This is a genomic window from Roseobacter sp. YIN89, from assembly GCF_057219365.1.
In genome coordinates this window covers 615,995-639,628 of the sequence record NZ_JBXVVD010000004.1, presented here as the reverse complement: position 1 = coordinate 639,628, position 23,634 = coordinate 615,995, and the positions used below count along the sequence as shown (strand labels likewise).

The following is a 23,634-nucleotide window of genomic DNA, read 5'->3' as shown; positions in this document are numbered from 1 at the left end:
TGCGCGTAGTGGCGGTTGTCGGTCTCGTACTCAACGTGCGCTGTCGAGATGGTGATCCCGCGTGCCTTCTCTTCAGGCGCACCGTCAATCTGGTCATACGCCTGGAAGTCGCCGAAATACTTGGTGATCGCCGCCGTCAGCGTCGTCTTGCCGTGGTCAACGTGACCAATCGTGCCGATGTTTACGTGCGGTTTCGTACGTTCAAACTTTGCCTTTGCCATTATTGTGGCACCCTTTTTGCTGTCGTGGGGTCGCGCGAAGCCAACCCAGTGCTTGTCATATGGCGGGCGATGTATTGCGAATGGGCAGGAAAATCAAGCGCGACCTTCAGCGAGGTTCATTCTGTTCAGAGCGGTTCTGCCACGATGGCGTCAGCGACCGTTCCCGGCGCTGTCTCGACAGGTGCTGCAGCCACTGCGCCGTCATCCTCGAACCAGCCATTTTCGGCATTCTGCTTGACGAGGAACGTCTCGATCGCCTTGGCCGCATTGCGCGCCAGCCCTTCGAGTTGCTGTTCCTTGGATTGAGTCCAGCCCGTGCCAACAAGGCTTTCACCATCGATGTCTTCGATGATGGTCATCTGTTCGGGCGGAACGTTCAGTTTGGCCCCTGCCGCATCGTCCCAAACGGTGACGCGGATGATCATCGCAGACTTGGGTGCTGCCACAACCGGCACGCCTGCCCGTGCAAGCACGTAACCCTCGATACTGACCCCGAAGTGATAGTCTTTGGACCCGCTGTAGCGATCAAAGCGCTGTGCGATGGCATCCTGAAGCGCGCTGGTCAGCTCTTCTTTCGACGCCTCGCGGCTCACTGCCGAAGAGGTCGCAACCTTGGGCGCCACAACGACGTTATGCCCGAGGTTGAAGTTGCCCAGATCAACAGGGGGCTTGTCCAGATCATCGGTGTTGGCGCAGGCCGCAAGCAGTGCAAACCCGGCCAGAAGTGAGGGAAGGCGTTTCATCCGTAAGAGCCCCGCAAGTGATTGGTGCATCACGCCTAACGGAATGGCGCGCGAGGTGCAATCTGTGCCGCGACAAGGTCGGCAGGAAGGTGCCACGCGTGGTTTTTTACCAACACGCCGTCCGACCGAAAGAGCCTCATTTCACGCAACGCACGGGCCTCAGGTGAATTTGTTGTCGCGGGGAAATCCGCGCGGCGCCATGCGACCGGCAGAGGCGCGCTTGCCCGTCCACTCGGCCAGTTCGGTTTCGGTGCGCGTACGCCCCGCCGGATCAAGCCAGCTCAGCCCTTCCGCCCGCGTGAACGTTGTGGCATCTGACAGGCCACCGTCCTTGTACTTTTGCAACCGCACACCCTTGCCGCGCCCCATGCGCGGAAGCTCATCCAGTCCAAAGACCAGAACTTTGCGGTTTTCACCTACGACAGCCACGCTGTCGCCGCTGATCGGCTTGCAAATAACCGCACGCGTATCGCCGCGCACGTTCAGGACCTGCTTGCCGCTGCGCGTCTGCGCCACCACATCTGCCTCCTCCACAACAAAGCCGTCGCCCGCCGTCGACGCCACCAGCAGGCTGCGGTCGGGCTTGTGCGTCATGATGGTGACAATGTCGGCCTCGTTCGGCAGGTCGACCATCAGGCGTAACGGTTCGCCCATCCCGCGACCGCCGGGCAAATTCGACGCGGAAACGGTGTAAAACCGGCCATTGGAGCCGAAAATCAACAAACGGTCCGTGGTCTCGGCATGGAAGATAAAGCGCGGCCCGTCGCCATCCTTGAACTTCAGCTCGCGCTCAAGATCGATGTGCCCCGTCATCGCACGCACCCAGCCCATCTGCGAACACACAACGGTGATGGGCTCGCGGTCGATCATCGCCTCGATCGGGACATCCTCGACCTCGGTCATCTCGGCAAACCCCGTGCGCCGCGCACCGCCGTCCCAATCCTTGCCGAATTGCTTTTTCGTGGCCCGCAACTGCTCGGTTATGCTGTCCCACTGCAACGCGGGGCTTTCAAGCAGATCCTCAAGCTGCGCGCGTTCTTCCATCAACGCTTCCTGCTCGCGGATCAGTTCCATCTCTTCGAGGCGGCGCAGCGAGCGCAGGCGCATGTTCAGAATGGCCTCGGCCTGCACCTCGGTCAGCGACGGATCGTCGGTCGGCGCGGGCGGCACATAATCTGCCTCATTCAGCGCGCGCGCGTGTTCCTTGCCCCAGTCCTCGGCCATCAACGCCGCCTTGGGGTCGTCATCGTAGCGGATAATGTCGATGACCCGGTCAAGGTTGAGAAAGGCGATGATAAAGCCTTCCAGCACTTCCAGACGGTGGTCGATCTTTTCAAGGCGGTGCTGCGAGCGGCGGATCAGAACTTCCTGCCGGTGGTCAAGGAACGCGCGCAGCACTTCCTTCATTGAACAGACCTTGGGCGTGACCCCGTCGATCAGCACATTCATATTGAGCGAAAACCGCACCTCAAGATCGCAGTTGCGATAGAGCATGCCCATCAGCACTTCGGGGTCGACATTCTTTGACCGCGGCTCGAGGATCATCCGCACGTCGTCCGCAGACTCGTCGCGCACATCGCCCAGAATTGGGATTTTTTTGGTCTGGATCAGCTCGGCAATCTTTTCGATCAGCTTGGATTTCTGAACCTGATAGGGGATTTCGGTTACCACAACCTGCCACTGGCCGCGGCCCAGATCCTCGACTTCCCACCGGCACCGCAGCCGGAAGCCGCCCTTGCCGGTTCGGTAGGCCTGCGCGATGTTCTCGGCCGGCTCGACGATCACACCACCGGTGGGGAAATCCGGGCCGGGCACGTATTTCAACAGAGTATCGTCGCGCGCATCCGGCGTCTTGATCAGATGAATACAGGCATCGCACAACTCGGCAATATTGTGCGGCGGGATGTTCGTGGCCATGCCCACCGCGATACCCGATGACCCGTTGGCCAGCAGGTTGGGAAACTCAGCCGGGAGCACGACCGGTTCGGTGAGCGTGCCGTCGTAGTTTTCGCGAAAATCAACCGCATTCTCGTTAAGCCCGTTCAGCATCGCCTCGGCGACAGCGGTCATGCGCGCCTCGGTATAGCGGCTGGCGGCCGGATTATCGCCGTCGATGTTTCCGAAATTTCCCTGCCCGTCGACCAGCGGGTAGCGCACGTTGAAATCTTGGGCCAGACGGGCCATTGCGTCATAGATCGCCGCATCGCCGTGGGGGTGGTAGTTCCCCATCACGTCGCCTGAAATCTTGGCCGACTTTCGGAAACCTCCGGTTGAGCTCAGCCGCAGCTCTCGCATGGCATAGAGTATCCGGCGGTGCACCGGTTTGAGCCCGTCCCGTGCGTCTGGCAAGGCGCGGTGCATAATGGTGCTGAGCGCATAGGTCAGATACCTCTCGCCGAGGGCCCGGCGTAAAGGTTCCGCCAGGGTCGCGTTAGGGGCCTCAGGGGTTTCAGTCTCGTCGCTCATTGCCCTTGTGTAGCCGCACCATCAGGGTCGAACAAGCGCGTTCTGATCAGGGATTCGCGGCAATATTGACACAGCCGCGCGAAACGAAAAAAAATGCTGTGATTTCATAATATTTCCCCCTTCTGCGAACAAAAGCGGCCTGCTAGGGAACTGTCGGGCAGATTCTGTGTTAGAGTATTAAGTAGTGATTGAAGGGTATTGGGATGGGACGATTTATTTTTCTCACGTTCGGCTTTCTGGCCGTCGCATTTTTTGAATTGAGCGGAGGCTCTGATTTTGATCCTGAAGTTGCGGGCGAATTGCTTGTAAGTGCACGTGCCGACAATGAAATTGTCCAGACCGAGCTTGCGCAAGCCACCGCCCCGCAACCTGAAGTTGCCCCCACTGGTACGGTGTCGCGCGCATCGCTTGATCTTGTCTCCTTCGAGGTCGCCAGCGGAGAATCAGAGCAGGCCCCTGTCGTGCAAGCGGCGCGCGCCACACCGACGCTTGAGGGTGCTGAAATCAAACCGGCGGAACAAACGGACATTTCCGTGATTGCGCCTGATGTCGAATTGGTTGGCGTGGCCGCGCTGAACAACGTCGACTTGCCGGATATCACTTTTGCCGGTCTCACCGCATCCGCGTCCTCCGACGCCGTGACACCAGCGCAAGATGTGCGCACCGTGAGCGGGTCGCTTGTCAACATGCGCTCCGGGCCGGGCACGGATTTTGAAGTGGTGGAACAACTGCGCCGAAACACCCGCGTCGAGGTGCTGACTGACGCCGGAAACGGCTGGGTACAGTTACGCACGCTGGATGGCAACGCCACCGGCTGGATGGCAGACTTTCTGCTCTCCGGGGGTTGATACTTGTAATCCCCACCGCCCCTTGGCACTGATGCCGGAAATAATCCAGGGGTCAGAATGGCGCAAAAATCAATCCTCATCACGGGCTGTTCGTCGGGCATTGGCTATTGCGCGGCCCATGAACTCAGAAAAGACGGGTGGCGCGTATTCGCCGCGTGCCGCAAGCAGGACGACTGCGACAGATTACGGGACGAGGGCTTTGACAGCCCGCGGCTGGATTACGAAGACAGCGAAACGATCGAAAGTGCGCTGGCCGAAGTGCTCTCAGCCACGGGCGGCACGCTTGACGCCTTGTTCAACAATGGCGCTTATGGTGTGCCCGGCGCAGTCGAAGACCTGCCCACAGATGCGCTCCGCGCGAATTTCGAGGCAAATTTCTTTGGCTGGCATACGCTGACGCGCCTTGTGCTGCCCGTGATGCGTGCGCAGGGCCACGGTCGGATCATCCAGTGCTCATCCGTCCTCGGCTTTGTCACCCTGCCGTGGCGTGGCGCGTATAATTCAACCAAATTTGCCCTCGAAGGGCTGAGCGATACGTTGCGGGTCGAACTACATGACACGGACATTCATGTCGTTCTCATCGAGCCGGGGCCTGTCACATCGAAAATTCGGCAAAATTCCATTCCGCATTTCGAACGCTGGATCGACTGGGAAAACTCCGCCCTGCGCGAGCGCTACGAGACTGTCTTGCGCAAACGTCTCTACAGCGACAGCGGCCCCGACCGGTTTGAACTGCCGCCCGAAGCAGTGGCCAACAAGCTGCGGCACGCGCTGACGGCAAACCGCCCGAAGCCGAGATACTATGTCACGACACCTACCTATATCATGGGCTTTTTCAAACGTGTGCTGAGTACGCGGGCGCTCGACAAGGTTCTGACGAAAGCTTCCTGACAAGGAAATCTGCACGCCAAGGTCGCCTTCTGCGCAACACCGGCTACATGGCGTGCCAAACAACAAAGGATACTGAAAATGGGAGACCCGTTATTCGTACTGGCCGTCGTTGCCTGTATCGCAGTGGTCATCATACTGATGCTCGGCCTTGGCGGCTTCGCCGGCGGCGGTGCATTTAACAAGAAGAACTCCAACAAACTCATGCGCTATCGGATTGCCGCGCAATTTATCGCGGTACTTTTCATTTTGGCGTTTGTCTATTTTCGCAAGGATGCCGGGTAAACAACTATGGTCGTGCTCAACAAGATTTATACCAAGACAGGTGATGCGGGCGAAACCGCGCTTGGCAACGGCGCCCGTGTGGCAAAGCATGCGCTGCGCGTCACAGCATACGGCACCTCGGACGAGCTGAATTCGTTCGTGGGGGTCGCGCGGCTTGCGGCCGACGGCGATATGGACGTCGCGCTCAGCCGCATCCAGAACGACCTCTTCGATCTTGGTGCGGACCTGTGCCGCCCCGATATGGAGCAGGATGCCGAAGCCGAATACCCGCCGCTGCGCATGATCGACGCGCAGGTCACTCGGCTGGAAGACGAAATCGATGCCATGAACGCCGGTCTTGACCCGCTGCGCAGCTTTATCCTGCCCGGTGGTGCCGCGCTTGCGGCGCATTTGCACGTGTGCCGGACCGTTTCGCGACGGGCGGAACGGCTGTGCGTTGAACTGGCGACGATGGAGGCGATCAACCCGGCTGCGGTCAAATACCTCAACCGGCTGAGCGACTGGTTCTTTGTGGCAGCGCGCACCGCCAACAATGGCGGCAAGGACGATGTGCTTTGGGTTCCCGGCGCGAACCGCTGACCGCGGCAGGCCGGCGGGGGCACCAGACACTGGCTCGGCGCATTGAGGCCCTCACGTGACACAATCCCTTGGCCAGCCCCGACCAATCCATACCGGGGCTTGCCTATCCCGGGTTCACCACAAGGCCTTGCAGGCAAACCCTGCAACGGGATTTTCGCACAAGCCCGCAGTCTCAAGGTGCGCCATAGCGCCACATAGACAGGCCCGTGAAAAAATCGCCAAAAAGTTCACGATAGGAAATTTCCGGTGACGCTGCGTCCAAATGAAAAGAAACGCGGCGTTCCAGCGACCAAAGATGACGATTTTGCACTGTTTCAACGCCGCTTGCTTGGGTAAACCACGCTTCAGGAATTCTTAAGGCTCGCTGCAGGGTGAGTCGCAACACCAAGGAGAAAGACGCACATGAAGGTTCTTGTACCTGTCAAACGCGTGATCGATTACAACGTGAAGGTCCGCGTCAAGGCGGATGGCTCAGGTGTCGATCTTGCCAACGTGAAAATGTCGATGAACCCGTTCGACGAAATCTCTGTCGAGCAAGCGATCCGCCTGAAAGAAGCAGGCCAGGCAGACGAGGTGGTCGTTGTTTCCATCGGCGTCAAACAAAGCCAGGAAACCCTGCGCACCGCGCTGGCGATGGGTGCCGACCGCGCAATCCTCGTCGTGGCAGCAGATGACGTGCACAACGACATCGAACCTCTGGCCGTTGCGAAAATTCTCAAGGCGATCGTCGATGAAGAGCAGCCCGGCCTTGTGCTGTGCGGCAAGCAGGCAATCGACAACGACATGAACGCCACAGGCCAGATGCTCAGCGCTCTGATGGGCTGGAGCCAGGCAACCTTTGCCTCCGAAGTCAGCATCGAAGGCGACCATGCCGTGGTCAGCCGCGAAGTTGACGGCGGCATGCAGACGATCAAAGTGACCATGCCAACGGTCATCACTGTCGATCTGCGCCTCAACGAACCGCGCTACGCTTCTTTGCCGAACATCATGAAGGCCAAGAAAAAGCCGCTGGATGAGAAAACGGCGGCAGACTATGGCGTCGACGTCACGCCGCGCCTTGAGATCGTCGGCACGGCAGAGCCCGAAGCCCGCGCCGCAGGCATCAAGGTCGGTTCGGTTGATGAACTGGTATCGAAACTCAAAGAAGCGGGGGCTGTATAATGGCTGTTCTACTCCTTGCAGAAGTATCCGACGGCGAATTGGCAATGGACGCCACAGCAAAGGCTGTGACCGCAGCGAAAATGCTGGGCGATGTGACGATCCTGGCTGCGGGCGGTTCTGCTGCTGCGGCAGGCGAGGCCGCCGCCAAGATTGATGGCGTATCCAAGGTTCTTGTTGCCGAAGACGCGTCTTTGGGTCACCGGTTGGCGGAATCCACCGCAGCGTTGATCGTATCGCTGGCAGGTGATTACGACCACATCGTTGCACCCGCGACCACCGACGCCAAGAACGTCATGCCACGGGTTGCCGCACTGCTGGACGTGATGATCATCTCGGACGCCTCGGGCGTGGTGGACGGCGACACATTCGAGCGCCCGATCTACGCCGGTAACGCGGTGCAAACGGTCAAATCGACCGACGCAAAAAAGGTCGTTACCTTCCGCACATCCACATTTGACGCAGCTGGCGAAGGTGGCGCTGCATCGGTGGAAGCGATCTCTGCCGCTGACAACCCCGGCCTCAGCGAGTGGGTCGAAGACAAGGTTGCCGCAAGCGATCGTCCGGAACTGACATCCGCAGGCGTGGTTGTCTCGGGCGGCCGCGGCGTCGGCTCGGAAGACGACTTTGCGCTCATCGAAAAGCTGGCTGACAAGCTTGGCGCCGCCGTCGGCGCGTCCCGCGCGGCGGTCGATTCAGGGTACGCACCGAACGACTGGCAGGTTGGTCAGACCGGCAAGGTGGTCGCGCCCGATCTCTATGTGGCTGTCGGCATCTCCGGGGCGATCCAGCACCTTGCGGGCATGAAAGACAGCAAGGTCATCGTTGCAATCAACAAAGACGAAGAAGCACCGATCTTTCAGGTAGCGGACTACGGTCTTGTTGCAGACCTCTTTTCCGCCGTTCCAGAGCTGATCGAAAAGCTCTGATCGTTGAAAACAGCAGACTGACTGGGGGCCGCTTCTTGTCGAAGCGGCCCTTTTTCATGCCAAGCGGTGCAACACAGGGCCCAGCGCGCGCGCAGCCTCGCCATGTGCCTTGGGCCCCATCAGCCGCTTGGCCGCCTGTGCTTCGAGGTCATTGAACACCATGCCGTGCGTTCCGGCAGCCAAAGCCTCTGCAGAGGCGATCACCTCGACGTAACCTGCGGTCTGGTCCGACAACCCGCCAAGCATCTGGCGGGTTACGAAAAGCGGGTCCTCCGCATGTGCCGGGTCCCCCTGATCGTGGTCATCATCATGCGGCGGATGATCGGAAAACCATAACAGGATCACCTGATTTTCGATCCGCCGAAACAGCATTTTCATGCGCGACACCCAAGCGATCTGCAACTCGCGGCGGACAATCGAAAACCGTTCCTGCGAAGCTTGGTACAGCGCGGACAGCAAGTGTTTGGTAAAGTTGAATTCGGCAAAGTCGATTTCGGGGTAGATTGACGCCAAAATTGGTGAGGCGTTGACGAACCGATCGTTGCGCCGCGGGTGCACCGTATAGAAGCGGTTTGACATGTTATGCGCGCCCACCACTTGCATGACGGCGGCTTTCGCATCCCGCGCCGCATCCAGCACAAACCCGTCATTCACGAATACATCAAGACCCGCATTGGCGACACCGAAGTTCACGCAATTTATCCCGATATCGCTTTCTACAAGGGCCGGGAATGGCGCCTTGATGAATTTGCCGTATGTTTCCGTTCCACCCACGAAAGCCACGTAAGGGGCGTCAAGACGGCGCGCCGGCCCGCGAAAGGCAATCCGAGACGTGCCGTAGTAACACGGCGCATAATTCAGGGCCAAAGGCCCCATCGATTCATAACTCATGTTTTCCCACCTACTTACCCGCCACCCGGTATGACGCCGAGGTGCTACCAAGCCGTTAAACGGAAAATTTTAACTGTCCGGCTGCGGCTCTATTGACCTTGCAGGTGCCAGCGCACGCGCCGTAGAGTGCGGAAAGACAAGAAAGGGCATCCGATGGAAATCAAGACAATCGGCGTTGTGGGCGCAGGCCAGATGGGGAACGGGATCGCACATGTCATGTCGCTTGCCGGATACGACGTGATGCTGAACGACATATCCGAAGATGCCTTGTCAGCCGCGCTGGATGCCATGTCGCGGAACATGGAGCGTCAGGTGTCGCGCGGAAAGATCTCCGCCGAGGATCAATCCGCAGCGCTGGCGCGCGTCAAAACGACGACAACATTGACCGATCTGGGACCTTCCGACCTGATCATCGAAGCGGCGACAGAACGCGAAACGGTAAAGCAGGCGATCTTTGAAGATCTTGTACCGCATCTGGCACCGCACACGATCCTGACGTCGAACACCTCGTCCATTTCCATCACCCGGCTGGCAAGCCGTACCGACCGGCCGGAAAAATTCATGGGTTTCCACTTCATGAACCCGGTGCCGGTGATGCAACTTGTGGAACTGATCCGCGGCATCGCGACAGATGAGGAAACCTTTGCCGCCTGCAAGACGGTCGTCGACAAACTGGGCAAAACCGCAGCCTCGGCCGAGGACTTTCCCGCCTTTATCGTCAACCGGATCCTGATGCCGATGATCAACGAGGCGGTCTATACGCTTTACGAGGGTGTCGGCAGCGTACAGTCCATCGACAGCTCGATGAAACTGGGGGCAAACCATCCCATGGGGCCGCTCGAACTTGCAGATTTCATCGGGCTGGATACCTGCCTTGCCATCATGAACGTCCTGCACGACGGGCTGGCCGATACCAAGTACCGCCCCTGCCCGCTTTTGACCAAATACGTCGAAGCAGGATGGCTGGGACGCAAGACGGAGCGCGGGTTCTACGATTACCGCGGAGAGACACCGGTGCCGACGCGATAGGTGGCGTCAGTCTTCCAGTGACAGCGTATGATCGCGCAGCCACGCCATGAAACCGCGCGGGTCGTCCTGCCACTCGACAATGGTATCCTGAGACAACGGATGGCCCACGATCGGGGCCTGAGGCTTGTTCAGCGCGTATTTGATCTCGTGCAGCAACAGCCCCTGCCGCAACATCGGAGAAAGCTTGTTGGCGATCTGATAAGCCCGTGAGTTCTGCCCCGGAAACTTGATCGGCAGTACCGTGGCACCTGAGCGCCGGATCATCTTGGCGGTAAATACGTTCCATTCGCCTTCGATAGCGGGGCCAAACCACGTTTCGGACGCCGCAACGCCACCCGACGGAAAGAGCGCCACAACGCCGCCCTCCTTGAGGTGCTGCATCGCCCGCGCGCGCATCTCGACGCCTTTGCGCTGCGCGTCAGGATCGTGGGGGAACGGGACCGGAATCATGTAAGAGCCGGCGACCTCGTCGATCACAGTCAGCAAAGAGCGTGTCAGGATGCGGTAATCAGAGCGAACGCGTCCGATCAGATCAGCAAAGATCATCCCGTCCACCATACCGTGCGGATGGTTTGACACCACAATCACCGGACCTTCTTTCGGGATCCGGTCAAGCTGGTACTGCGGGGTCTGCAATTCGATCCCCATGACATCAAGCGCCGCGCGCCAAAAGGCCTGACCCTGTGGGGCCCCCCGCCGTTCAAACTCGCGCACCAGCCGCAGAATGGTCAGCCGTCCGGTCAGCATTTCAACAACACGGATAAAGGCGGCCTTTCGCGGGTCCTCGAAAGTCGACGCATAGGAAATGGCACTGCGATCGTATTTGGTGAAATCAACAGGCGCAGCGGTTTGTGTCACCGCGATATTCTCAGTGCTGTCTACCACCTACCGCTCCTCCCGTCCGGCCTCGCCGTGGCACTTTCAGGCGTCTTCGCCAAACTTGTTGCCGACCAGCGCGGTCAGCGCCTCCGCCAAGGGCTCGGCGTCCGGCCCTGACGTTTCAACCTCAATAAAGGTTCCCTGAGAGGCTGCCAACATCAAAAGACCCATTATGCTGTCGCCTGACGCCGACATCCCGTCTTTGGACACTTCGGCGCTGGCATCAAATCCCTCGACAACCTCCACCAGCTTGGCCGAGGCCCGCGCGTGCAAGCCTTTGATATTCTCAATTTTCAACGTCCGTTTTACCATTGACCGGCGCCCTCTATTCCGCGCTTACGTTTTGACTGTCGATGTACTTTTTGCCTGCTTCCAGTGCTGCGCGCACCGCATCCGGCACAGACTTTTTGCGGCTTTTCGCCAGTTTGATCAGCATCGGCAGATTGGCACCGTAAACAATGCGCCGGTTGCCGGGCTTGCAGGCCAGCAGGCTGAGGTTGGACGGCGAGCCACCATAAAGATCAGTGACCACGACCACCCCTGCGCCGGCATCGACCGCGTCCGCCGCCTGGCAAATCTCGCGTTCTTTGAGTTTGCGGTCGTCGTCGGCAAGGATCGAGATCGCGCGAATGCCATGCTGCGCGCCCACCACATGCTCGATGGCCGCAAGGTATTCCCTTGCCAGCCCGCCATGCGCCACGATCACGATGCCAATCACGCGCTATGCCTCTTCCCGTTTGCGCAAATCCAGTTCCCGATGCCTAATTGACACTTGCCAGCCCTGCTCTGCAAGGCGCAAAGCGTGTTCTTCGGCCAAAGCGACAGAACGATGTTGGCCGCCGGTACACCCAAAGGCGATCGAGAGGTGCGATTTCCCCTCATCGCGGTAGGCCGGCAGCAAAAGCAGCGACAGATCGAACACCCTTTGTGAGAATTCGGAGTAGCGCGGATCGGACCGGACATAACGGGCCACATCGGCATCTTTGCCGTTCAACCCACGCAGGGCGCTTTCCCAGTATGGATTTTTCAGAAACCGGCAGTCGAACACCATATCGACGCTGCGTGGCAGGCCGCGCTTGTAGGAAAAGGACTGCACCGATACGGCAAGCTTGTGCTGACCGTCAGGGGCAAACCAGTTCTCCACTTCTTCGCGCAACTGATGGACATTCAACTCGCTGGTATCGATGAGCACATCCGCGCGGGCGCGCAGCGGGCCCAGCATTTCTAGTTCGCGCACTATTCCTTCCGAAGGCCGGTCGTCGGGGGCGAGCGGGTGGCGGCGGCGCGTCTCGGAAAAGCGGCGCAACAACACATCAGTCGAGCAATCCAGATACAGAAGTTCCGGTGCCAGCCCCGGCATGCCGGACAGTTGGCCAAGCATGTCTGTCACGGTAGTCGTGGAAAAATGGCGGTTGCGCGGGTCGATCCCAAGAGCCAGCGGTCTGTTCTGGGCACCTTCGTTGATCAGGGCGTTCAGCAGGCGTAGTGGCAGGTTGTCGACCGCCTCAAATCCCGCATCCTCCAGAACGTTGAGCGCACTGGAGCGCCCCGCGCCTGACGGGCCGGTGACAAAAACGATGCGGCGGGCTGTGGCATCCCTGTCGGTCATTGGGTCTGTATCCTTCCTGCCCTAAGATATTGCAAAATCGCTGCAGGAAAATGGGGCGCGGCTAATTTGCGCAGGATCGGGAGGGTGACGCCGTTGATCACGGTGTGGCGCGGTTCGGGCAGGCGCTCCGCCTCTGCGGTGTCCAGATCGACCACGATGGCAACCGCGCTGGTCGCGACCGGATCTGCCCGCAGCAAACCGACGCCGCGCGCTTCGATCATACCGCTGATGGCGGGGGGGCAAGAGGCGAGCAAAGCGCCGTCGCGTGCGGTCAGTTCGGTCCGGTCATCCGCGACAAGTCGCGCGCCCAGCGCCATGAGTTGCAGCGACAAGCCGGACTTGCCGGTACCCGAGGCCCCCGTGATTAAAACACCGCGCCCCTCCAGATCGACACAGTTCGCATGAAGGGTGGTGGCAACCTGTCCGGGCGTAGACCGGCGCATGCTCACGGATCAGGTCGGCAGACCGACAACAAAGCGCGCCCCGAGCGGATCAGAGGTAATGTCGGCTTCGGTCGGGCGGATATTCTCGGCCCAGATGACGCCGCCATGGGCCTCGACGATCTGTTTCGAAATTGCCAGCCCCAGACCGGAGTTGTTGCCAAAGTGCTCTTCCGGCCGTTGCGAGTAGAACCGTTTGAAGATCTTCGACAGTGCCTGATCCGGGATACCGGGGCCCGTGTCCTCGACAACGATCAACACCCTATTTTCCTTTTTACGGGCCCAGACACGAATGGCATCGCCGTTCTCGCAAAAAGAGATCGCATTGGAAATCAGGTTGACAAAGACCTGTGCCAGACGCGCTTCGAGGCCATGCACCGTGATGGGCTCGTCCGGCAGGTCGGTAATGAAATCAATGCCTTTCGAGCGCGCATCTTCGCCGAGATACTGGCCAAGGTTGGTCAGCGTCGTCAGCACGTCAAACGGCTCTTCCTCTTCCTTTACCAACTCGCTGTCCAGACGCGACGCGTTGGAAATGTCACTGACAAGCCGGTCCAGCCGGCGCACATCATGGTCGATTACATCGAGCAGCTTTTCACGCTGATCGTCCCGTTTGACCATCCGCAGGGTACCAACAGCAGAACGCAGCGAGGCCAGAGGGTTTTTGATCTCATGGGATACATCGGCTGCAAATTGTTCGTTGCCGTCGATCCGGTTGTAGAGCGCGGATATCATGCCGCGCAGCGCACCGCTGAGCCGTCCGATCTCGTCAGGACGGGCGGTGAGGTCAGGGATACGGATGCGCCCCGGGTTCATCTTGCGCGCGTTCTTGTCCCGGCCCAGTTCTGCGGCGGCGGCCAGATCAGCCAACGGATTGGCAATTGTCGAAGCCAGCACGAGGCTCAGACCGATCGACACAAGAGTGGCGATCACGAACATCTGCAACACCCGCTCGCGTTCGCCGCGCACGAGCCTGTCGATCTCTCCGGTTGCGGTTGCCACGGCAACGGCGCCAACGGGGCTGTCCCCCTGCATAACCGGTGTCACCACGGTGAAAAGCGCGCCGCCTGCGAGATCAAGCTCGTTTCTGATCTGGGTGCCGGATGCCAGTGCCTCGCTGACGAGCGGACGAAACTTGTCACTCAGTGGCGTCTGATCCGCTTCGACGGGATCGGACAGGAACGAGGAAGCTTTGTTCCACAGCCAGTTCAGCCCATCGGTCAGAACAGTGCGGCCTTCCGGGCCGCCGGCAATCTGTTCGGCGGCAAGCCGCCCTTCGGTATTGGCGATCAACAGCTCTGAGGTATCAAAGACGAACACCTCTATCCCGCTGCGCAAATCCAACCCTTGGAGCGTCGACGCAACATCAACACCATCGCGGGTGGCCATGTTCACCGGCGCGCCCGTGGGCAACTGCGCCTCGATCACATCTGCAATCAGCTCAGCTTCTGACACCAGCGACGCCGCCCGTTGCAGCGCCAGACTGTCACGCGACGAGTTCAGGTAGAGAATGCCCGCAACAAGGATGTTGAGTGCGATCAGATTGAACGTGATGATCTTGCGCGTGAGCGGCGATGTCCGCAAAGACATCAGCCCACGACGTTCGCGCGTGGCCCGCAACTCTGTTGCTGCGGCGCCGTCAGGCGTCACCCAATCATCACCAAGGACGACATCGCCGTCCTGGGAGGGAGGGGGGGTCATATCCCGCACGAAGTTCCTCTCCGCCAGCGCCATGGTCTGGTTTACTCTTCGTTGTATCTGTAGCCGATACCGTAGAGGGTCTCAATCGCGGAGAACTCATCATCCGCCGTACGCATCTTTTTGCGCAGACGTTTGATGTGGCTGTCGATGGTACGATCGTCCACGTAAACCTGATCGTCGTAGGCCACGTCCATCAACTGATCACGTGATTTCACGAAACCGGGTCGCTGCGCGAGCGCCTGCAACAGCAGGAATTCGGTCACGGTCAGAGACACGTCCCGTCCCTTCCAGCTGACCGCGTGACGCAGCGGATCCATGCGAAGATCGCCGCGTTCCATCACCTTGGTTTCTTCTGTTTCTGCAACGACATCGCCGGCGACAGCATCCTGCCGGCGCAGCAGCGCGCGGATGCGTTCCACGAGCAAACGCTGCGAAAACGGTTTCTTAACATAGTCGTCCGCGCCCATACGCAGGCCCAGAACCTCGTCGATCTCGTCGTCCTTGGACGTCAAAAAGATCACTGGCATCGCGGTTTTCTGCCGCAGACGCTGCAACAGATCCATGCCATCCATGCGGGGCATCTTAATGTCCAACACGGCCATATCCGGCAATTTCTTGTTAAACGCATCGAGGGCCGCTTGCCCGTCATTAAACGTTTCTACCTCAAACCCTTCCGCCTCTAGTGTCATAGACACCGACGTCAGGATGTTCCTGTCGTCGTCTACAAGTGCGATTTTAGACATCTGCCTGTTTCCTTGTACTGCTCGTTTCTCAGACTTTTTTTGGGGTATTGACCACTTTTACCCCACCCGAATCAATCGTTAAGTGCGAATCAGCACATTAGTCCCATGAAATTGGGTCATAATTTGGTTACGAATGGCTAAATTGCCGCACATTGATGCCCCGAATAAGACATCATTAACCGTGATTTCCGCCCCAGCAGCGCTTCGGGGCACAAAGATGAAGATGGTGGCGCTAACGTCCAAAACCGTCCTGTTCACTGCCTAAAACGTCATGTTAAGACCCGCTCACAGCGCGCGCCTTGCACGCGAAAATCTATTGTGATCCCCCGCGATCAACCGCGGCAAACAGGAGAAAACGGATGACACATGGGCGGGTAAACCCGGACTTTCGGCTTGAAGATCAAGGGATCAAAGGCCTTGGTACCGTCTATTACAACCTCATCGAACCCGACCTGATCCAATACGCGCTTGCACGACAAGAAGGGAACCTTGGCAAGGGCGGCGCCTTTCTGGTGACCACCGGCAAATTCACCGGCCGATCGCCCAAAGACAAGCATGTGGTCAAAACGCCCAGCGTGGCCGAGCACATCTGGTGGGAAAACAACGCCGAGATGTCGCCTGAAGGTTTCGACCAGTTGCACGCCGATATGCTCAAACACATGGAGGGGCGCGACTATTTCGTGCAGGACCTCGTTGGCGGTGCCGACCCCAAGCACGCGATCAACGTACGCATGGTGACCGAACTGGCGTGGCACGGGCTGTTTATCAGACATATGCTGCGCCGCCCCGACCGCGAGGACCTCGATGATTTCATCGCGGATTTCACCGTCATCAACTGTCCGAGCTTTCAGGCCGAGCCCAAAAAACATGGCTGCCGGTCCGAAACCGTCATCGCCATGAACTTCGACAAAAAGCTGATCCTGATTGGCGGAACCGAGTATGCCGGCGAAAACAAAAAGTCGGTGTTCACGCTGCTGAACTACCTGCTGCCGGAAAAGGGCGTCATGCCAATGCACTGTTCGGCCAACCACGCGAATGGCAATCCTGTCGATACCGCCGTTTTCTTTGGCCTGTCCGGCACCGGCAAAACCACGCTGTCGGCAGACCCCGCGCGGACCCTCATCGGTGACGACGAGCACGGCTGGTCTGACACCGGAACCTTCAATTTCGAAGGCGGCTGCTATGCCAAGACCATCAGCCTGAACCCCGATGCAGAACCGGAAATATATGCCACGACAGAGAAGTTCGGCACGGTGATCGAAAACATGGTCTACGATCCCGAGACCAAGGAACTGGATTTCGAAGACGACAGCCTGACCGCCAACATGCGCTGCGCCTACCCGCTGCACTATATCTCGAATGCATCGGCCTCCGCCCGCGGCGGACACCCCAAAAACATCATCATGCTGACCTGCGATGCCTTTGGTGTGCTGCCCCCGATTTCACGTCTGACCCCTGCGCAGGCGATGTATCACTTTCTGTCTGGCTTTACGTCGAAGGTGGCGGGCACCGAACGGGGTGTGACAGAGCCTGAGCCGACATTCTCTACCTGCTTTGGCGCACCGTTTATGCCTCGGCGCCCTGAGGCCTACGGCAACCTGCTGCGCGAAAAGATCGCCGCTCATGGCGCAACCTGCTGGCTGGTCAACACTGGTTGGACGGGTGGTGCCTATGGCACAGGTAGCCGGATGCCTATCAAGGCGACACGGGGCCTGCTTACGGCTGCGCTGGACGGCTCTCTGGCTGATGCGGAATTCCGCAAGGATCCCAACTTTGGCTTTGCCGTTCCGGTCGACGTTAAAGGTGTACCGAATATCCTGCTTGATCCACGGCGGACTTGGGACAATCCCGAAGAGTACGACAAGCAGGCCGCCAAACTGGTCAAGATGTTCTCGGACAACTTTGAACAGTACCTGCCGTTTATCGACGACGACGTGCGCCGGGCCGCGATCAGCTGACCGGCAATATCATCCTGCGGGACCGCGCCCACCAGACGCGCGGACCCGCAGAAGAAGATCAGGCCGCGCGCTGGACCTGATTAAAGCTGGCCATGTCAAGCATGTAGCGGATGTCGTCATGCGACATGTACCCCATGATGCCCTCGAACCCTTCGCCCGTGTCCTTCAGCACGTAACGGATGGCCCCGGGGTCGATGTGCATGTACCCAAAGCGGGCGGCAAAGCCTTTGAACACCAGCGGCTTTGACATGAAGCCAAAGAAGAAGTCCGGCTGCCACCGGATCATCGCGGTAAGAAAGGCGTGACGGCCCAGCAGGGTCGACAGGCCGGTACCGCGGAACTGCCCCGGCGTGCCCCCGACCCAGAACTCTCCGTGATAGGCGATCTCGCCTTTCATGCGCTGTGCGCCCGGGCCCGGTCGGTAGATCGTGCGGCTGTAATCAATCTCCATCTGAGACGGTTCAAAAGACCTCAGATTTTTGTTCAGGTAATCCCCGAGATGCAACTGGCCAAGCGACAGCTTTTTGAGCGCTTGCGTGTGCATGATGTCGCCGTTTTCGTCATAGCCGACCATCCAATATGCGTTGGCTTCGGTCAGCGCGTGTCGGGTCGGTTCAAAGGGCACCCCGAGGTCGTGATCGGGCCGCGCTTCGGCCAGAATGGCGCGGTATTCCTCAAAATCGCTGCCCGTGCGCAGGCTTATGCCAAGGCTGCGCAGCTGTTCGAGGCTGGTGGCGAACAGGTAGTCGTCGGCGGTCTGGTGGTGAATAGTCATTGGCGTCTCCAAAAGTTAGGATACGCCTATAATAGTCTATTCCCGCGTCGGTTGCTCATACATTAGATCAACAGGGTGGGAATCCATCACAAGATCCGCTGGCATTTTGCGCACTTCCTCGGCGCTCAATCCATCGATGAAAATATCGTAGCATCTGTCGAGCACCGAAATCAGCGCAAAAGTGCCATCTGGAAAGCGCCCCGAGAGCAGCAAACGCCGGTAACTTAGCGGAATGTAAGGACCATTTTCTTCCCGCTGTAGTTGAAGGGAGATGTGATCCAGACGCGTATTCTGATGCACCGAAGCGTCGTCAAACGGCTCAATCATGAGGTGAGCGAACTCGTCGCCGCCGGGCAATCCATCGAGGTTTCGCCCGATGCTGGAGCGCGCATTTGCCCAGCCAAACCACGAAACATACGAAGAGTCGTCGCCGATTTCGACACAGATCCAACCGTTCGGAGAGTCGCGATACACCATAAAATAAGGGCGAACATGCGCCATCGCCTCACTTTCGAGCGCACCGCCGGCCATTGACCAGGCGCGGAAACATTCACGCAGAAGTGGGCGATCGCTGCGCCACAACTCGCCCATCGGTTGTTGCTGCAACCAAAAGGAACGCCCTTCTGGAAGGTCGGCATGCACACATTGCATGCCCTCTTTGTGGCTGACATGCCCCAACAACCACGACCGACCACGCAACAGGATTTCCTGTGCCTCCGGAAGGGCCCGCCGCCCGGCGTCGGTGAGACGGTACTGACGGTCGATCACAGTAAAGAGTTCGACCCCCCTTGCCTGCTCAAGCTGGGCAATATGTCGCCGCACAGTTTGGCGTGTACTGCCTAATTCTTTGACCGCGTGACTGAGGTTCAGGGTGCGCGCAAGCGTCGTGAACGAGCGAATCATCTCGTATAACAGCCCGTGCGATTCGGGCAGTTTCTGGGCAGCTGGCGCGGGTTCTGCGTCCTGCTCGTATGCGTCCATCGCCTTGTTCATCAGCCCAGATGGTAAATCAATCACCCATTAATGCAACATCTTTCACCCATCGCGCGTACATTTTTAGTCAAAAAATAACAAAAGGTAGTCAATTGAACGAACACCCGATTCCCGCGATGAGTGAATAGTCATAAAAGAGAGGTGTTAAACAGTTATGTCCCATCCCGTAGATGTTCACGTAGGCCGCAAGCTTAAACAGATCAGAACAATCCGCCGACTGTCTCAAACCGACGTCGCGCGCGAACTGGATTTGTCTTTCCAGCAGATTCAGAAATACGAGATCGGATCAAACCGGATCGCCGCCAGCCGCCTGTACGAACTGTCGAGAATCCTTGACGTGCCAACCTCTTATTTCTTCGACGGCCTGGACGCTGGCGAAGGCGAAGATGGCAAGCGCGACGCCAGCATGGAAATCGTAACGGCACTTGCTGCAATCAACGATGACACTATCAAGTCACGTATCGTGACGTTTATCGAAGACGTCTCCGGGGTCACGGTGGCACGTCAGAACGGCGCCTGAACCGGGAAAAACAATTTCGGGCGGATGCGATCATTCCGCTTTATTGAAGCCTGCGCGCTGCCGAGTGTCGCAGGTTTTTCATTTTTTGCCATGCTGCGCTGCACGAATGAGCTGTGACCGCGCGTAATTAAACATCAAAGATTGTATTATTTTCGTATTTTTGTTGCGCTGCACCTGCGAAAGACCTAGATAACGGTCAACCGAAAAAGGATGACCCGATGGCACATGATGGACAAGACATGACACTTCACTCGCCGGTACTGCCTGACCTGCTTTCGCAGACTGCTGCCGCCCTTGAACCGGTGCAGGCCATTCTGGAAACGGCCAAGACGCGCGTACGCGATCTGGTCAGTGAAGATGGTCGCGTATCGGGCCGGTTGATCGAAGAACATCAGACCGCTGCTCACGGGCTGGCATGGCTGGCAACCTACGTGCAATCGTTGGCCCAAATGCAGAAATGGGCGGAGGCGCTGAACGTTGACGGAAAACTGGGCGAGATCGAACAGCTGATCCACCAGATCGCCTTTGGCGAATACCTCTGGCAGATCAACGGCGGCATACAGATGAATCAGGCCGAAATGGTTCGGTTGCAGGACCTCGGGCTGACGCCTGCCGATTTTCAGGTGATGATGAACCCGGCGATCCTGACTTTGTCGCAAGCAGCCAACACGCAGGCGGCACGCACCCGTCTGGTTGAACTGATGCAGGAACAGGCGGCGAATATCACGGTCGGCAATTCGGGTCTTGATGAAGAACTGGAAATGATCCGCGAGCAGTTCCGTCGTTATGCCGTCGAAAAGGTCGAGCCGTTCGCCCACGACTGGCATTTGAACGACGAATTGATCCCGCTGGAAGTGATCGAAGAGCTTGCGGAAATGGGTGTTTTCGGCCTGACCATTCCAGAAGAATACGGTGGGTTCGGATTGAGCAAGGCATCCATGTGTGTGGTGTCAGAAGAGCTTTCGCGCGGGTATATCGGCGTGGGCTCGCTCGGCACCCGTTCAGAGATCGCGGCCGAACTGATCATCGCGGGTGGCACCGACGCTCAAAAAGAAAAGTGGTTGCCGCAGCTGGCGTCCGCCGAGACACTGCCGACGGCTGTCTTTACAGAGCCGAACACCGGATCTGATCTTGGCAGTCTGCGCACGCGTGCGGTCAAGGATGGCGATGACTATCGCATCACGGGCAACAAAACGTGGATCACCCACGCCTCGCGGACCCATGTCATGACCCTGCTGGCCCGTACTGATCCCGACAGCACCGACTATCGCGGGCTGTCCATGTTTCTGGCCGAAAAAACTCCCGGTGACGACGCCAACCCCTTCCCGACCGACGGGATGACCGGCGGCGAGATCGAGGTGCTTGGGTACCGCGGGATGAAAGAGTACGAGCTCGGCTTTGACAACTTCCACGTCAAAGGGGAAAACCTTCTCGGCGGCGAGGAAGGCAAAGGCTTCAAGCAGTTGATGGAGACCTTTGAGTCTGCCCGTATTCAGACCGCTGCGCGGGCAGTCGGCGTCGCGCAATCAGCGTTGGATATCTCGATGCAATATGCGCAAGACCGAAAGCAATTTGGCAAATCGCTGATCGCCTTCCCGCGTGTGTCGAACAAACTGGCAATGATGGCTGTAGAGATCATGGTCGCCCGGCAACTCACCTATTTCTCGGCTTTCGAAAAAGACGAAGGGCGCCGGTGTGACGTAGAGGCCGGTATGGCCAAGCTGCTCGGCGCGCGCGTGGCATGGGCTGCCGCGGACAACGGGCTGCAAATCCACGGCGGCAACGGCTTTGCGTTGGAATACAAGATCAGCCGCGTTCTTTGTGACGCCCGCATCCTCAACATTTTCGAGGGTGCCGCAGAAATTCAGGCACAGGTCATCGCCCGCCGCATTCTGGGCTGACGCTGCGCGCTTTTGCGTGCCCTTGGCGGGCGCATCGGGCGCAAGTTTCGGCAAAAGTAATGCTGCAGACGCAAAATGGCGCCATGCGACACCTTCGCGCTTGCAGCATTTCCGCGTCCTGAATATGCCTAGAGGCATGAAACGCCAACGCCTCTCTCGCCAATCGTGGATCGAAGCCGGTCTTACTGCCCTTTTGAGCAAGGGGCCGTCGGCGCTTGCGGCGGAGCCTTTGGCGCGGGAACTGAACACGACCAAGGGCTCATTCTACTGGCATTTCAAAGATGTACCAGAATTTCAGGCGGCAGTTGTCAAACACTGGCAGTCGCTTGCCTTTGCCGAAGTGGTCGCGGCGCTGGCGGATGAGGGAACGGCCGAGGACAGGCTGAGACGATTCGGTAAGAAAACCCTCGAAAGCAAATACGATCCCGCATTCCGCGCTTGGGCAACCTGTGACAAATCGGTTGCGAAGGCGATTGCGCAGGTCGATGCCGAGCGTCTGAAATACATGTCGAACTTGATGCGGCATCTCGGACTGACCAACGAGGACTTTGCCCGCAGTTGTCTTGGCGCGTTGATCGGTCTGCCAAACCTCAGCGGTAAGGCGGGCGCACGCAAGTCCTTTGACACGATGGTTGATGTCGTGTTGGCACTGCAGTGAAGCCTGCCTTACGCATCGCCTTGGGAGCCGCATTTCTATGTGCGGCCTGCGATGTTGTGCCCGGGCAGGCCCCAACCACATGGGTCATTTCCGAAATCGATGGCAAAGCCTTTCCTGCCCGCGCCACGTTGAGCTTTCAGGACAGCGGAGAAATTGCGGGCATGGCGCCGTGCAACCAGTATCGCGCAGCCATGGAGGCGCGCACGCCGCGCTTTGACCCCGGCCCGATCACCGTAACGCGGCAGGCCTGCACAAAGGGTGCGCTGGAGGTCGAATATCTGTTCAGGCTGTCTCAGATGACGACGTCCGAGTTTTCGGGCGGCACCCTGACCCTTTCAGAACCGGGCGGCAGTACGATGGTTTTCAAATCCGCCGGGTAAAAGCGTCGATCAGCCGCGCGCGCGCCTCAGGCAACGGCGTGTTGCCCAGATCGCGCGCCAGATGCTCTTGCAGGAAATAGCCCGTGGTCTGAAACGCCTGCGCGATCTCGTGATCGGGGCCTTCTCCCACGCCGCGCAGGATCGGCGGCAAAGGAAGCAGACGATCCGCCCACGCGCCGGCGGCATCGCGCGACACGGCGCGGCCCGATTTGGGCGACACGTAAATCAAGCCATCCGTACCGCCGGTCACCGCGCAGCGGTCAACTTCAAGCGCATACCCCATCTCGTGCAGCAACTGTACTTCCCACCTCAGGTAAGCCAGCGGCCAGACCTCCATATGCCCCAGCAGATCAAGAAGCTGTTCCGAGCGGGCATAAAGCTGTTCGTGCGGTTCGCGCTCTGGCAGGCTAAAGGCCAGCAGCGCCGTGACAGCGTTCAACCCGGCCAGAGCCAGCCTGTCGCTCATCGCCAAGGCTGCGCGACTGCGCACCGGTTCCACCTGAAAGCTGCCGATGTGGTCTTCGAGCCGGGCGCGCCACAGCACGTCCAGTTGTGCGCCCGGTTGCAGGACCGGCGCAATCTTGCGGCTGGCTCCCCCGCGGACAACGCCCGCATGCCGACCGTGCGACGGCGTAAAGACTTCGATGATGGCCGAGGTTTCGCCGTGGCGCCTGCTACTCAGCAAAATGCCCTGGTCGCGCCACTCGATCATGCCAGCCCCGGTGTATCCAGCAGATGCCGCCCGGCGCGGTCCTCGACCTCAATGACCCAGACGTCAGGATCGCGCGAGCGGGTGCGCGAAATGCTTGCATCCACCTTAGGCTCGGCATCCTCTTGGGTCATTTCCCACGAAGTCCGGTCCTCCAGCAGATCATAGCTGCGTTGAAAGACGCGCGCCTGCCCGTTGAGCATGTTCAATTTCACCATGACCGAACCTGCGGTGTCGTCCCCATGCGACACAACAAAGGCCGGGATATCATGCAGCCGCAGTCGGGCGAGATAGGCGTCAACCCAAAAGCGCGCCGTCAGACGGGGCATGT

The 23,634-nt window shown here is 58.9% G+C and carries 27 protein-coding genes; 12 read left to right on the top strand and 15 right to left on the bottom strand.

Annotated features, from left to right (window positions below):
* From AC2D8V_RS19040 to AC2D8V_RS19030, 3 genes are all read right to left on the bottom strand, one after another.
* Positions 1 to 221, bottom strand: a 221-nt coding sequence (locus tag AC2D8V_RS19040; RefSeq protein WP_484735174.1) for a GTP-binding protein, incomplete at its 3' end; no start/stop codon positions are given.
* A gap of 125 nt (positions 222 to 346) precedes the next feature.
* Complete coding sequence (locus AC2D8V_RS19035; protein ID WP_484735173.1) at positions 347 to 964, bottom strand: hypothetical protein; 618 nt, start codon at positions 962 to 964, stop codon at positions 347 to 349.
* A gap of 159 nt (positions 965 to 1,123) precedes the next feature.
* Positions 1,124 to 3,430 (bottom strand): DNA topoisomerase IV subunit A, encoded by a 2,307-nt coding sequence (locus AC2D8V_RS19030; protein WP_484735172.1) that lies wholly within the window; start codon positions 3,428 to 3,430, stop codon positions 1,124 to 1,126.
* Between the two features lie 203 nt (positions 3,431 to 3,633).
* Here AC2D8V_RS19030 and AC2D8V_RS19025 point away from each other — a divergent pair, with 203 nt between their 5' ends.
* The 6 genes from AC2D8V_RS19025 to AC2D8V_RS19000 all read left to right on the top strand — a co-directional run bounded on the left by AC2D8V_RS19025 (position 3,634) and on the right by AC2D8V_RS19000 (position 8,117).
* Positions 3,634 to 4,278: an SH3 domain-containing protein gene (locus AC2D8V_RS19025; RefSeq protein ID WP_484735171.1), complete on the top strand. Its 645-nt coding sequence runs from the start codon at positions 3,634 to 3,636 to the stop codon at positions 4,276 to 4,278.
* Positions 4,279 to 4,335: 57 nt separating this feature from the next.
* Positions 4,336 to 5,169, top strand: coding sequence for an SDR family oxidoreductase (locus AC2D8V_RS19020; RefSeq protein ID WP_484735170.1), 834 nt, complete (start codon positions 4,336 to 4,338; stop codon positions 5,167 to 5,169).
* A gap of 78 nt (positions 5,170 to 5,247) precedes the next feature.
* Positions 5,248 to 5,451, top strand: coding sequence for a twin transmembrane helix small protein (locus AC2D8V_RS19015; RefSeq protein ID WP_484735169.1), 204 nt, complete (start codon positions 5,248 to 5,250; stop codon positions 5,449 to 5,451).
* A gap of 6 nt (positions 5,452 to 5,457) precedes the next feature.
* The gene (locus AC2D8V_RS19010) at positions 5,458 to 6,030 is read left to right on the top strand and encodes a cob(I)yrinic acid a,c-diamide adenosyltransferase (protein ID WP_484735168.1); all 573 of its coding nucleotides are present in this window, start codon (positions 5,458 to 5,460) and stop codon (positions 6,028 to 6,030) included.
* Positions 6,031 to 6,432: 402 nt separating this feature from the next.
* Entirely contained in the window at positions 6,433 to 7,191 is a 759-nt protein-coding gene (locus AC2D8V_RS19005; RefSeq protein WP_484735167.1) for an electron transfer flavoprotein subunit beta/FixA family protein, read from the top strand.
* A complete protein-coding gene (locus AC2D8V_RS19000) occupies positions 7,191 to 8,117 on the top strand; it encodes an electron transfer flavoprotein subunit alpha/FixB family protein (RefSeq protein ID WP_484735166.1) in 927 nt (308 codons plus the stop codon). The genes AC2D8V_RS19005 and AC2D8V_RS19000 overlap by 1 nt, the downstream gene beginning before the upstream one ends.
* 54 nt (positions 8,118 to 8,171) lie before the next feature.
* Here the strand turns inward: AC2D8V_RS19000 and AC2D8V_RS18995 are convergent, their stop codons facing one another.
* Positions 8,172 to 9,008 (bottom strand): DUF6473 family protein, encoded by an 837-nt coding sequence (locus AC2D8V_RS18995; protein WP_484735165.1) that lies wholly within the window; start codon positions 9,006 to 9,008, stop codon positions 8,172 to 8,174.
* Positions 9,009 to 9,161: 153 nt separating this feature from the next.
* Between AC2D8V_RS18995 and AC2D8V_RS18990 the strand changes: the two genes are divergently transcribed.
* Entirely contained in the window at positions 9,162 to 10,037 is an 876-nt protein-coding gene (locus tag AC2D8V_RS18990) for a 3-hydroxybutyryl-CoA dehydrogenase (RefSeq protein ID WP_484735164.1), read from the top strand.
* Positions 10,038 to 10,043: 6 nt separating this feature from the next.
* Here the strand turns inward: AC2D8V_RS18990 and AC2D8V_RS18985 are convergent, their stop codons facing one another.
* Genes AC2D8V_RS18985 through AC2D8V_RS18955 form a run of 7 tightly spaced genes read right to left on the bottom strand, consistent with a single transcriptional unit; the run spans position 10,044 to position 15,409 of the window.
* A complete protein-coding gene (locus AC2D8V_RS18985; RefSeq protein WP_484735163.1) occupies positions 10,044 to 10,922 on the bottom strand; it encodes a lysophospholipid acyltransferase family protein in 879 nt (292 codons plus the stop codon).
* A gap of 36 nt (positions 10,923 to 10,958) precedes the next feature.
* The gene (locus tag AC2D8V_RS18980) at positions 10,959 to 11,228 is read right to left on the bottom strand and encodes an HPr family phosphocarrier protein (protein WP_484735162.1); all 270 of its coding nucleotides are present in this window, start codon (positions 11,226 to 11,228) and stop codon (positions 10,959 to 10,961) included.
* Positions 11,229 to 11,241: 13 nt separating this feature from the next.
* The gene (locus tag AC2D8V_RS18975) at positions 11,242 to 11,634 is read right to left on the bottom strand and encodes a PTS sugar transporter subunit IIA (protein ID WP_484735161.1); all 393 of its coding nucleotides are present in this window, start codon (positions 11,632 to 11,634) and stop codon (positions 11,242 to 11,244) included.
* Between the two features lie 3 nt (positions 11,635 to 11,637).
* Positions 11,638 to 12,525: an RNase adapter RapZ gene (rapZ, locus tag AC2D8V_RS18970; protein WP_484735160.1), complete on the bottom strand. Its 888-nt coding sequence runs from the start codon at positions 12,523 to 12,525 to the stop codon at positions 11,638 to 11,640.
* Entirely contained in the window at positions 12,522 to 12,968 is a 447-nt protein-coding gene (locus AC2D8V_RS18965; RefSeq protein WP_484735159.1) for an HPr kinase/phosphorylase, read from the bottom strand. Before AC2D8V_RS18965 ends, rapZ begins: the two co-directional genes overlap by 4 nt.
* Before the next feature lie 9 nt (positions 12,969 to 12,977).
* Positions 12,978 to 14,666: a sensor N-terminal transmembrane domain-containing protein gene (locus AC2D8V_RS18960; protein WP_484735158.1), complete on the bottom strand. Its 1,689-nt coding sequence runs from the start codon at positions 14,664 to 14,666 to the stop codon at positions 12,978 to 12,980.
* Between the two features lie 41 nt (positions 14,667 to 14,707).
* The gene (locus tag AC2D8V_RS18955; protein WP_484735157.1) at positions 14,708 to 15,409 is read right to left on the bottom strand and encodes a response regulator transcription factor; all 702 of its coding nucleotides are present in this window, start codon (positions 15,407 to 15,409) and stop codon (positions 14,708 to 14,710) included.
* Between the two features lie 359 nt (positions 15,410 to 15,768).
* Here AC2D8V_RS18955 and AC2D8V_RS18950 point away from each other — a divergent pair, with 359 nt between their 5' ends.
* A complete protein-coding gene (locus AC2D8V_RS18950; RefSeq protein ID WP_484735156.1) occupies positions 15,769 to 17,367 on the top strand; it encodes a phosphoenolpyruvate carboxykinase in 1,599 nt (532 codons plus the stop codon).
* 58 nt (positions 17,368 to 17,425) lie between these two features.
* Here AC2D8V_RS18950 and AC2D8V_RS18945 read toward each other — a convergent pair whose 3' ends face one another.
* Both AC2D8V_RS18945 and AC2D8V_RS18940 read right to left on the bottom strand, forming a co-directional pair.
* Entirely contained in the window at positions 17,426 to 18,142 is a 717-nt protein-coding gene (locus tag AC2D8V_RS18945) for a hypothetical protein (RefSeq protein ID WP_484735155.1), read from the bottom strand.
* A 36-nt stretch (positions 18,143 to 18,178) separates the two neighbouring features.
* A complete protein-coding gene (locus tag AC2D8V_RS18940) occupies positions 18,179 to 19,135 on the bottom strand; it encodes a helix-turn-helix domain-containing protein (RefSeq protein ID WP_484735154.1) in 957 nt (318 codons plus the stop codon).
* Positions 19,136 to 19,289: 154 nt separating this feature from the next.
* On the opposite strand from AC2D8V_RS18940, the gene AC2D8V_RS18935 reads away from it, so the two are divergent.
* The 4 genes from AC2D8V_RS18935 (at position 19,290) to AC2D8V_RS18920 (ending at position 22,594) form a co-directional block, all read left to right on the top strand.
* Positions 19,290 to 19,655: a helix-turn-helix domain-containing protein gene (locus AC2D8V_RS18935; RefSeq protein WP_484735153.1), complete on the top strand. Its 366-nt coding sequence runs from the start codon at positions 19,290 to 19,292 to the stop codon at positions 19,653 to 19,655.
* A 218-nt stretch (positions 19,656 to 19,873) separates the two neighbouring features.
* Positions 19,874 to 21,556 carry an acyl-CoA dehydrogenase family protein gene (locus AC2D8V_RS18930; RefSeq protein WP_484735152.1) on the top strand — a complete coding sequence of 561 codons (1,683 nt, stop codon included), beginning with the start codon at positions 19,874 to 19,876 and terminating at the stop codon, positions 21,554 to 21,556.
* Between the two features lie 136 nt (positions 21,557 to 21,692).
* Complete coding sequence (locus tag AC2D8V_RS18925) at positions 21,693 to 22,214, top strand: TetR/AcrR family transcriptional regulator (RefSeq protein ID WP_484735151.1); 522 nt, start codon at positions 21,693 to 21,695, stop codon at positions 22,212 to 22,214.
* Entirely contained in the window at positions 22,211 to 22,594 is a 384-nt protein-coding gene (locus AC2D8V_RS18920) for an META domain-containing protein (protein ID WP_484735150.1), read from the top strand. Before AC2D8V_RS18925 ends, AC2D8V_RS18920 begins: the two co-directional genes overlap by 4 nt.
* Here the strand turns inward: AC2D8V_RS18920 and recO are convergent.
* Positions 22,578 to 23,303: a DNA repair protein RecO gene (gene recO / locus AC2D8V_RS18915; RefSeq protein WP_484735184.1), complete on the bottom strand. Its 726-nt coding sequence runs from the start codon at positions 23,301 to 23,303 to the stop codon at positions 22,578 to 22,580. The two genes, AC2D8V_RS18920 and recO, sit on opposite strands and share 17 nt — an antisense overlap.
* A complete protein-coding gene (locus tag AC2D8V_RS18910) occupies positions 23,303 to 23,632 on the bottom strand; it encodes a DUF1491 family protein (protein ID WP_484735149.1) in 330 nt (109 codons plus the stop codon). The genes recO and AC2D8V_RS18910 overlap by 1 nt, the downstream gene beginning before the upstream one ends.
* Positions 23,633 to 23,634: the final 2 nt, after the last annotated feature.